This is a genomic window from Myxococcus sp. NMCA1, from assembly GCF_026810205.1.
GTDB lineage: Bacteria > Myxococcota > Myxococcia > Myxococcales > Myxococcaceae > Myxococcus > Myxococcus xanthus_A.
The window spans coordinates 4,967,120-4,976,832 of the sequence record NZ_CP113950.1 but is presented as its reverse complement, the minus strand read 5'-3'; the positions used below and the strand labels follow the sequence as shown (position 1 = coordinate 4,976,832).

4 protein-coding genes are annotated in these 9,713 nt (G+C 63.0%); 3 read left to right on the top strand and 1 reads right to left on the bottom strand.

The window, feature by feature from the left end; translation table 11 throughout:
• Positions 1-6 precede the first annotated feature (6 nt).
• The gene (locus OZ403_RS20640; RefSeq protein ID WP_174259306.1) at positions 7-870 is read right to left on the bottom strand and encodes an N-acetylmuramoyl-L-alanine amidase family protein; all 864 of its coding nucleotides are present in this window, start codon (positions 868-870) and stop codon (positions 7-9) included.
• A gap of 172 nt (positions 871-1,042) precedes the next feature.
• Between OZ403_RS20640 and OZ403_RS20635 the strand changes: the two genes are divergently transcribed.
• Genes OZ403_RS20635 through OZ403_RS20625 form a run of 3 tightly spaced genes read left to right on the top strand, consistent with a single transcriptional unit; the run spans position 1,043 to position 9,641 of the window.
• The gene (locus OZ403_RS20635; RefSeq protein ID WP_268781527.1) at positions 1,043-2,194 is read left to right on the top strand and encodes an SH3 domain-containing protein; all 1,152 of its coding nucleotides are present in this window, start codon (positions 1,043-1,045) and stop codon (positions 2,192-2,194) included.
• 38 nt (positions 2,195-2,232) lie between these two features.
• Positions 2,233-7,092 carry a hypothetical protein gene (locus OZ403_RS20630; RefSeq protein WP_268781526.1) on the top strand — a complete coding sequence of 1,620 codons (4,860 nt, stop codon included), beginning with the start codon at positions 2,233-2,235 and terminating at the stop codon, positions 7,090-7,092.
• Positions 7,092-9,641, top strand: a complete 2,550-nt coding sequence (locus tag OZ403_RS20625; RefSeq protein ID WP_268781525.1) for a hypothetical protein — start codon at positions 7,092-7,094, stop codon at positions 9,639-9,641. The genes OZ403_RS20630 and OZ403_RS20625 overlap by 1 nt, the downstream gene beginning before the upstream one ends.
• Positions 9,642-9,713 lie beyond the last annotated feature (72 nt).

Here is a 9,713-nt window from a genome sequence, read left to right as displayed (position 1 = left end):
TCGGGTTCACCGGGGGCGGGTTGTGCGAGGCTGGGTGGCCGCTTCGGGCGCGAGCGCATCCACCAGTCCCTGGGCCACGGCGGCGGCGAAGGCTTCCAGGGTCCGTTGCTCGCGCCACCGTGCGGACTCCTCGAAGTCGAGCGCATGGTGGGTCTCGATGATGACAGAGGGGATGCGCGGCTTTCGCAGCACGAATATCTGCCGGTGCGTGGGCTCACGCGCCACGAAGACGCCGGGCTGCTTGGAGTCGATGGCGTAGAGGCCTTCGTAGTCCACGCCGTCATAGGGCGGGAAGCCCGCCTGGCCCAGCCTGCGCGCCAGGGCGCGGGCCAGTCCCGCGCGTCCAGTCTGGAGGAGCGTGGTGGCTTCCGCGGACTCGGACCAGAGCACGGTGAAGCCAGGGGCGGAGTCCTGCCGGTTGCACTCCTGGTCCGGATTTGGAGACCATGGTGTGGCGGTGCCACGTGAGTCGGAGTGCAGGCTGAGCATGGCATGGGCGCGCCACCGCTCGGCGGCGGTGACGCGGGTGGGATAGGGGACGCGCTCGCCCGGCCTGCGACTCAGGCGCACCTGGAAGTGGCCGGTTGCCTCCAGCCGCTTCGCCAGGTCTTCCGCCACTCGAAGGGTAAAGGTCTCCTCGTCCTCGCAGGTGACGCCCTTGTTGCCGGTGTTCCCCTCCGCGCCGTGCCCTGCGTCCAGGTAGATGCGGCGCTTTCCGAAGTCCTTGGGGAAGCGCACCTCGGAAACGGCGAGGGGGGCGCCCGGAGCGGGCCATGTGGGAGTGGGAGCGACGGTGGTGGGCTCGGCGGAGGCGGCGGGCCTGGCCCATAGGGCGAGTCCCAGTCCCAGCAGCAAAAAGAGCTTCGGCATGGTGCTTGAAATGCCCAAGAAAGGGGCGTCGCTGCGTAGTCTCCCTTGTTGATGGGGTGGTTTGGAAGCCCACGTCGCGGTCATATTCGACTCACTGAGTAGAACAGCCACTCATGAACCTGCGTCGGACCGGCATGACAGTGTCTTCAACAGAGGGGGAGGGGTACAGGGCATGAAGACGATGCTGCTAGGCCTGCTAATGGCCGCTGCTGGGGGAGAGCCGCCCCCGGCATACGTCCAGGGTTCCTCGCTGAATCTGCGGAAGGCGGCCTGCAAGACGGCGGAGGTCCTCCAGAAGCTGCCCATTGGGACGGAGTGCCGGACGCAGGAATCCCTCGAGGGGGGATGGGCCCGAGTGCGCTGCGGAGAGGCGGAAGGCTTCGTGGTGGGGGCGTTTCTGGGCCCCGAGAAGCCGTCGGTGGAGAAGCTCGCCGCGGAGGCCAAGGACCCGAAGCGGACGTTGCAGCAGCGGGAGGAGAGTGCCCTGCGTGCCGCCACGCTGGCTCCTGAGGACGCTGGCCTTCAGAAGGAACTGGCGACGTTGTTCTTCGAGCGCAATTTGGATGCCGTCGCGCGGCTGAAGAAACCGAGCCTGCGGAGGCCGTTTGATTTTGTCTGCACTGTGAATGAGCCCGAACGTTGTCTGAGGAGCACCAGTACGAGCCATGTTGATGGGGTCAAGGTTCGGGCAGAGGTAAGAAATGAGTTGTTCGTCATTGTATTTGGTTCGGCCGAAAGTCTGACTGTATATCGTGGGCGATTCCGGTTCGATAACAGGCGCTTCGAAGAAACAGCGACGATTCAGGTCAAAGGCGAGGTGTTGGAGCAAGCCAGTTCGTTATTGACGTCAGTGCTGGACAAGGCGCTGTTCTCTGGTGTTAGCACATCTTCGGATGTCTATTCGAGGGCTCCGTTTGGGCAATACGTCCTGAATGAGGCTGAGCTGGCCTTCTTTCGATTGATTCCTAGCAAGTGGGCACTGTTATCGATGAAGGCGGAGGATGGCATTCCTCGGATGCGATGGAATGCTTGCCTGAAGCGCCCCTATCTCCTCGTCTTTGATCCGGACATTCACGGGCGCGTCCTTGTCATGATCGAAAGTGAGGGAGAGAGCATGGAGTTTCTATGGGTTTCTGCTGTGTCGAAACATGAGAACACTCTGCGGTTGACACTCGCGGATATCGACGGGGAGAAGGCACGACAGGAAACCTTCAAGCTTCCAGAGCCTGACGGCGACATCGCGTACCTGGGCGAACTGGCGTGCACGCATGTATTTCAGAAGTATCCCGACCTCGGAGGGGAGTGTCTGCAGGGCGGGCCGTAGTCATGCTCCAGTGCCGGGGGGGCACTGATTCGGAGCAATTGAACGTACTCGTGGGGGAGCGAGTCGTGTCTAGACAGAATATCTATCGAGCCGTCTGGCAATATGAGTTGCCAGAGCTGCTGTTGTCTGCGCTGGAGGAGTATCACATCCTCAAGGTGCCTCTGCTGGGACAGCACTATCCTGGAGGGCCATCTGATTGGTGTGGGCGGACTGCCAGTGCAATGGCGTATAACTATTATCAGGTGACCCAAGGGGGCGACTTTGCCTCAAGGTTCATCACCCATTGGGATGGTGGAAATCCAGGGCATTTCTTGGATCTGCGCTACCCAGGAGGGCAGCGGGCGTTTCATCTCAAGCCGGTAGAGCCACCTTTTGGTGGAAATCTGGATGGGTATTTCGTGTCCAATCGGGGGGGCAAACCGCCTCATTGGGCCACGGTTGTTCCTCCGGAATTCAATGCGTCTCGCGGTGATTCCAACGTGTCCCGCGGTAATCTCAGTGCGTCCGCTGTGCTCGGCATGGCGTACTCGCATGTGTTGCCGTACTCACTCCAGGAACGACGAAGGCACGCCGCGAGGATTGCGAACGATCCTCGTCTCATCGAAGACAAGCTGTCACTGATTCTCAAGGCGCTCGCGGCCAACAATCCGGTCATTCTTTATTCGGGATTCTCCGTTGCTAGAGATGCTCCCATTCATCTCATCCTGATCATCGGATTCGCTTGGTTGGTGGACCGAACCGGGAGGCACCTGTGGTTGGTGGTCGCGGACCCGGCAACGCAGAACAACAAGGTTGGGGTTCAGAAGGGAACCCATCTCTTCTTTCCTCCTGATCCAGGCTCTCGGGATGGCACGGACCTGGCGGCGCTCGCCAGGAAGCAAGTCACGGGTGAGCACGATCTCATCCGGGTGCGCAGGGGTGACTGGGCAAATGCGCAGGCGTCCGTCGTCCTGATTCGTGCCCGCAAGCTGTTCGAGGAGAACACCTATAGCGCGGTGCCTGACGACTTGTTCATGGACTACCGCCACGACGAGCACAAGGGCGGAGCCTTTCTCTACTCGCTCCGTCCTACCGTCGTCCCGTCTGGCTTTCTCGAAACCAACGTGATGCGCACGGTCGCGTATCCGTTCGACCACGGGGATATCCGCTTCCGGCCCATCAACTGCTACGCCCTTACGGAGACGGAGATGCCGCCCGGTGGGCTCTTCCCATTGGGAATGCGCCGGAATCTTCATTCGGGAATCCACTTGCCTGCGTCGCATTTCTCGGCGCGGGAGGGGGCGACGAGTTCCGCAGCCAGGTCCGGCGTGCGAGAGGTTCGTTGCTTTGCCCCGGGCTACGTGGTGGCCGTCCGATTGGCCCATGGCCTGCCTGCTCCCCTCGAAGAAAAGGAGCGTGTCGAGGATGGACCCGAGGCGCACGAACTGGCCCGGGAATTCACAGGCAACCACAACTCCTTCGTCCTCGTCCGGCACGATGTCGAAGAGGCAGCGAAGACGGAGGGCCAGCCGCCGCGGCGTTTTACGTTCTACAGCCTCTACATGCACCTCGTTCCTCCGGACTGGAAGGACCCGGACACATACCGGAACGTGGACTGGTTGAAGCTGCTCGTGCGGCGCCACGGCGCGCTGACGGTGGTTGATCCGGCGCATGAGGCGTTTCGCCAGACGCGGTGGTTGCAGGAGGCCCTGCCGGAGGCGGGAGCGGATGTCGTCGAGAAGAAGGGGGGAAGCTACTCCGTCGTGGGGACGGGGTTGGGCGTGCCCGAGACACTACGCCTGGGAGAGGCACAGGGGGATGATGTCCGAGCGCTCTGGAGGCCGGCGGACCAGGACCTGACGGGTATTCATGAAGCACTGCGCGAGGGGCGGATGGTGACGCTGCGCCACCCCTTGCTCAAGCTGGAGGCTGGCGCGGTGCTTGGCTATGCCGACAGCAGGAGCAAGGCCATTGGAGATGGCTTCGTCCACTGGGAAATCCTGGCGCCATCCGAGCCAGGGCAACTCAAGGCCTTCCTCGACTTCGCGAAGGACTCGCTGGGCCTGGGAGACTTCTTCAAGGTCTTCGAGGAGGCGGACCAGAACAACTTCTTCGACCCATCGAAGGGAGAACTCGACGCGCTGATGAAGCTGGCGCCCAAGTCGATTCACGCTACGGGGAACCCCGAAGAGGAGTGCCTCTCCCGCTTCGAGCAGACGTATCACCACGGCGCGCTCAAGGCGATTCTTCGCTCACCTCGCGCGCTCGCGTTCTCGTCCGATGATGCGCCTGGTGATGCCGGCGAGCCTTCGTTTCCCGCAGAGCTTGTCATCACCAACTACAAGGACGCGCTCCCTGAAGGGACCTACTGGCTCAAGCTGACCTTCGAGCCTCCCTCGGGCGAACGGTACGTCGCTTACGATGGAAAACAGAGTCGTCTCAACGTTCGCTTGCCGGCAGGGGCTCGACGAATCTTCGTGGAGCCGGCCGATGGCGCCGGCCTTCTGCTGCAGGTGGGCGGCGGTGCTCAGGATGCACTCGAGCAGGAGCTTCAGCACTTCAAGAGGCTGGCGTCCGTCCGCTGGCGAAACGTGGTGCTCCGGCACCTGAACGAGTGGTTGCCGGAGAGCATCGTCGTTCAGGTGATGAAGCATCTGGAGATTCACGGTCAGCTTCGAATGGGGAGCCAGATCGCCGACATCCTGCAGCCGGACGAGGCGAAGAGGCTGCTGGGACGCTACGCGGAGGCGGTCGGATTCTGGGCCCACCCGGAGGAAGTGCCCTTCCTCGGGCCCGTGGGGGACAACGGTGCCAAGAAGGCGCTCTTCGCAGCGGCGCCGGACGTCGACCAATTGCCTGCGAAGGGACTGGTCGACAACCCGCACCCCGTCACCTTCGCCTGGCTCCTGATGCTCATGGTCAGGCATGGCTTCGTCCGGTTCTCGGACCTGCCGGCCTGGCGCCCGAGCGACTCGAAGGACGTGCTCGCGGTGGGGTGGATCCCAGCACGAAGCGCTCATGCCGCATACCGGGTGGGGGAACTCCTGGACGTGGGGGCCGTGGTGCGCGGGAGCGGAGACGACGAGGTGGAACTGCATGTGCTGCATGAGGGCACACGCTGCTTCCTCGCGAGCGGAAGTTGTACCGATGGTGCTTTCTTCGCGCAGGTGGAGTTGCCGGGTTGGGGGGCCTGCACGCTCGACATGCCGGGTGCCCGGCTCGTGGGAACCGCGACATTGGAGGTGCTCCCGCCGGTGTTGCTGGGTGGGCGCGAGTCGGCGGAGGTTCCTGGGAGCCAGGTTGTTTCCTCGGCTCGTTACGCTCCCGAGTCTCACAAGGATGGAACGTTCTCCTGGCGTATTCCCTTCAGGGAGAACTGCCCAAAGCTTCTTCGGGGTTGGGTGCTCCTGAGCGCATGGGCGAAGGCCACGAAGCAGGAAGGGCTGCACCCGGAGGGACCTGCGTTCGAGTTGGCCCGTGTGGCGATCCCCGTACAGGGGCGGGAGGACTCGGCGTTCAATGAGACCTCCGGACTCCGCGTCGTTGACGGCTTCATTCAGAAGGGGGCGCTCAAGAAGCTGGAAACGTATGTGACGCGGCACTTCACCTACCGATCCTTCTTGAAGGCCGCTGCTTCCAAGACAGATCCTCCGTTGGTCTGGGCGCTCGTGGAGGCGGTGGAGCGTGTCCAGTGCGCGTATTCAGAGAAGCAGTTGTTGGCGTTGTCCGCGCTGGCCGAGGACGGATTGTCCATCGTGCTCACGGCCACGAATGCTCGGCGGTTGAAGGATGCCGCCGAGAAGGTTCGAGAGGATGGCTGGTTCACCGCCTTGGAGGACGCGGCCAAGGGGGCGATTCGCGTCCGAGTCCCAGCGCCAGCGGAGGGACGTCATCCTGGTGAACTTGTCATCCGGTTCGACGCCAGCGCGGCTTTCTCGGAGCTGCGGAAGGGCATCCCAGGTACCCATGAGGTCCATGTGAAGTTCGGCGCGTTCTTCCCGAACGGGGGAAGCGCGCGGGACTCGCGTCTGGTGACGGCGGATACGCTGGGGAGCAGGTGTGAACCTGTGACGCTCGACGCGCTGCGGAGCGGCGCCAAAGCGGGGGCGCTGGAGGTGTGGTCCACCGAGGTGTCGGAGGTCCTTCACATCCCTTCGCTCGAAGCGCCCAAGGTCTTCGTCACCGCCCGGGGGATTCAGCTTTCCTCTCGGTTGCTGGGTGGGAATCGGACCTTCTGGGAGAAGGCTCGACCCATCATCAAGGTGGGCCACAGTTCCCTCGATGAAGCCGCCGCACGTCAGTCCGTCATCCAGAATGGGTGCGTGGTGCGGACCTTCGGGTTCGAGGATGCGCAGGTTCAGGGGCGAATTCTCATCCCGACCGCCGAGGTGGTGAACAAGCATGTGCCCCTGGGGCACGAACGGATCGACGTCCAGCCCGCGAAGGGCCGTGCTTACACCATGCAGCGCAATGCCAGGCTTGAAGCGCGGTCTCACTACCATGATGCCTTCAGCCTGAAGGTGGCCGTCATGACGGAGGCCGTCCCGGTGAGCAGACCCTTCCGATTGGAACTCGCCAGTCCGTCGCTGCCAGGCGACCAGCCCGGGCTTCCGCTGAAGCTCAAGAAGGGCAGCGTTGTCTACAAACCGGAACGCCAAGGGCAAGGTCTGACGGATGTGGAAGGGGCGCTCCATGCGGACGTGGATCTCAATGATGTCGAGGCCGCGCTGGAGGGCGCCAGGGAATACGTGCTCCGTGTCGTCCCGATTCGTGAGAACGACGCGGATCTTGCTCGGGAACTGAAGCTCTCGTTGCCCGAGCGGATCGTGCCCCGAGTACACGACGAAGTGCGGATTCGCCCCAATCTGTGGTGGTGGTCAGACGACCTGGGCGCCGTGCCCATGAAGGGGGAAGGGTGATGGCGGACACAGCCGCTGCTTCACAGTCACATGCTGGTGGCGAGCGCTTCGAGCTTCGGCGTGAACCGGGAGCCGAGGGCGTCTTCTATCTCGTCGCGGTGGCCCCTACGGAACTCAAGCTCTCCCTGAGGAGCCACCGGGCCGAACAGGACAGGATTGCCTTCATCCTGGAGGGAACGCACAAGAACCTGCCGGCAGATACGGTCTGCAGCGTTCTGATCAAGACGCACGCGCGTGGGATGCCAGCGCGGGAGTACACGCTGGTCAACGTCCCACTGCGTGTCAATGGCAGGTCATGCACGTTGGAGTTCGAGGCGGACATCTACGAGGCGAGCTTCTTCGGCCGGGGCCACGCGGAGTTGACCGTCGTCCCCGACTTCCCCTTCGCGCAGGAATGCTGCCTCGAAAAGCCCTTCGAGTTCGACATCCCCTTGGGGCTCAGGGGGCTCGACCTGAGCGTCCCTGTCCTGTTTGGCCGACGGTTCCGATTGAAGCCGGACATGGATGCACGTTTCACCGGCGCGACGCTTCGGCTCTCCATCTACCACTCCGTGGAGCCGAAGCGTGGCGTGGCGCCGAGGATGGCTCCAGAGGAGCAGCGCTATGCCGCGCTGGAATGGGGCTCTTCCGACTTGGGCGCGAAGGACTGGCGAGTTGGCTGCGCCTGGAGTGGGGACGGTCTCCGATTGCCATGGCGTGAGCCCATTCAGGGCGAATACGCCTTCGACCTGCGGCTCGAAGTGCTCCGAGACATCGAGGGGGAGACGCGGCCCTACGTGGTGTGGGAGCAGCCAAGGGCATGCGTGTGCCCGAAGCCGAAGCTGACCGGGTTCGAATTCAAGCACCACGCGGTCACCGCGACGGTGGAGCATCTGGAGCCGGATTTCGAGCTCCCCCTGGAGCTGACCCACTGGCGGTACGAGGCTCAGACGCGTGGCGAGGCCCTGTCCTTCACCCTGATGGACCCCGTCTCGCGGCCGGTGTTGGTGAACGCCAACGAGAGGGGCCTGTTCCTACGGCAGTTCCTCGACGCTGAGGACTGGCTGCACCGGAAGAGCTTCGCCTTGTTGCGGATTCCGCGCTCGTTGATGGGGACCGATGAATACGTGCCCATCCGCTCGGTGCTGGACTTCGATGAGACGCGATTCCTCGCGTTCGAGGACGAGGACCTGTGGCTGGAGTCCCCAACGTCGGCCAGGGCTCCCGCGCGACAGAAGCAGGACCGGGTGCGCCAGGAGCTGGTGACGGCACTGGCCTCCAAGGAGTTGGCGGTCCGGCCTTCGCGCATGCCTCGCTTCGGGGACGTCTGGCTGGGGGCTCGCGACAACCACCTGCTCATCACCGTGAAGGTCATCGGGGATCTCGACTACTGGCGTGAGGCTTCGCCTGTCTTTTCGATCTGCGACGACCTGAGTCCCATGGAGCCAACGGCCTCTCGGGAGACCGAGGTGCTTCGGTTGGAGGCGCGGCCCCTTGATGGGAATCCTCGTTACTACGAGGCGCTCGTTCGATTCGACGATCCTCGAATCCGCCAGAAGGTCTTCATCCAGGGTCGAGTCTCAAAGCCGGATGCGCGGCTCTGGGACGAGTTGGTGGCAGCGCCACCGGCCTTCTCCGTGGAGTACCCAGGCGTTCCTCGGCTCCAGGGACTTCGCGCCGAGTTCGTCCAGCTCACGGATGATACGTCCATCCTGGAAGTCCGCTGCCAGGCCCTTCACATCCCCAACGGAAAGGAGGGGGATGTCATCGAGTTTCGCCTGTATGAGTTCTTCGCTGACGTCGCGGAGCCCGTTGTCTTCGGTGCCGTGCCCTTCCGGTATGAGGTCGCGAAGGGGGCGGCGGGGCAATGCGACGCTCGTGGACGGGTGGTGGCGCGTCTCCGGGAGCCGGCGCTCGTCGAGCGGATGCGGCGCAAGGGCCGGTTTCGGATTGAAGCGCGTCTGGTGGAGCGGGCGAATGCCAACCACTCCAGTGTGCTTCCTGCCATCCACCTGGACCTGGAGGGAACACCCCGCCGCATCGAAGGCACGCTCATCTACGGCAGTCACCCGAATGTGACGGAGGCGTTCCGGAGGAAGGTGCTGATCATCGCCGAGCAACTGGAGATGAACGCCGATGACTTGATGGCGTGCATGGCTTTCGAGACAGGAAATGCCTTCCGTGCCGATACACCGAACCGGGCAGGGCATCAGGCTTTTGGCCTCATTCAGTTCACGGCCATCAACGAAGGAAAAGATGCGCTCGATATCAAGTTGTCCGCACTGGTGAGGATGAGCGCTGTCGAGCAGCTCGACTATGTCGCCAAGTACTTCCGCATGTGGAAGGCGCGGTCGAAGCTCCCTCTGGACAATCTCGGTGATGTCTACGCTTGCATCCTCTGTCCGGAAGCGCTCGGCAAGGACGCATCCTTCGTCTGCTATGCCAAGGGGGCGAGAGGCTACGAGCCCAACAAGGGGTTGGACCGCGGCGGCAAGGGCTTCATCACCAAGGCAGACATCTTGGTTCCGGTGGAGCGGCACCTCCGTGAAGGTCAGAAGTACCGCAAATAAAGACGTCTTCTCCAGGTGACAGCATGTTTCTCCATCCTCGTCTGAAAGACGGGTTACGCGAGTACATTGTCC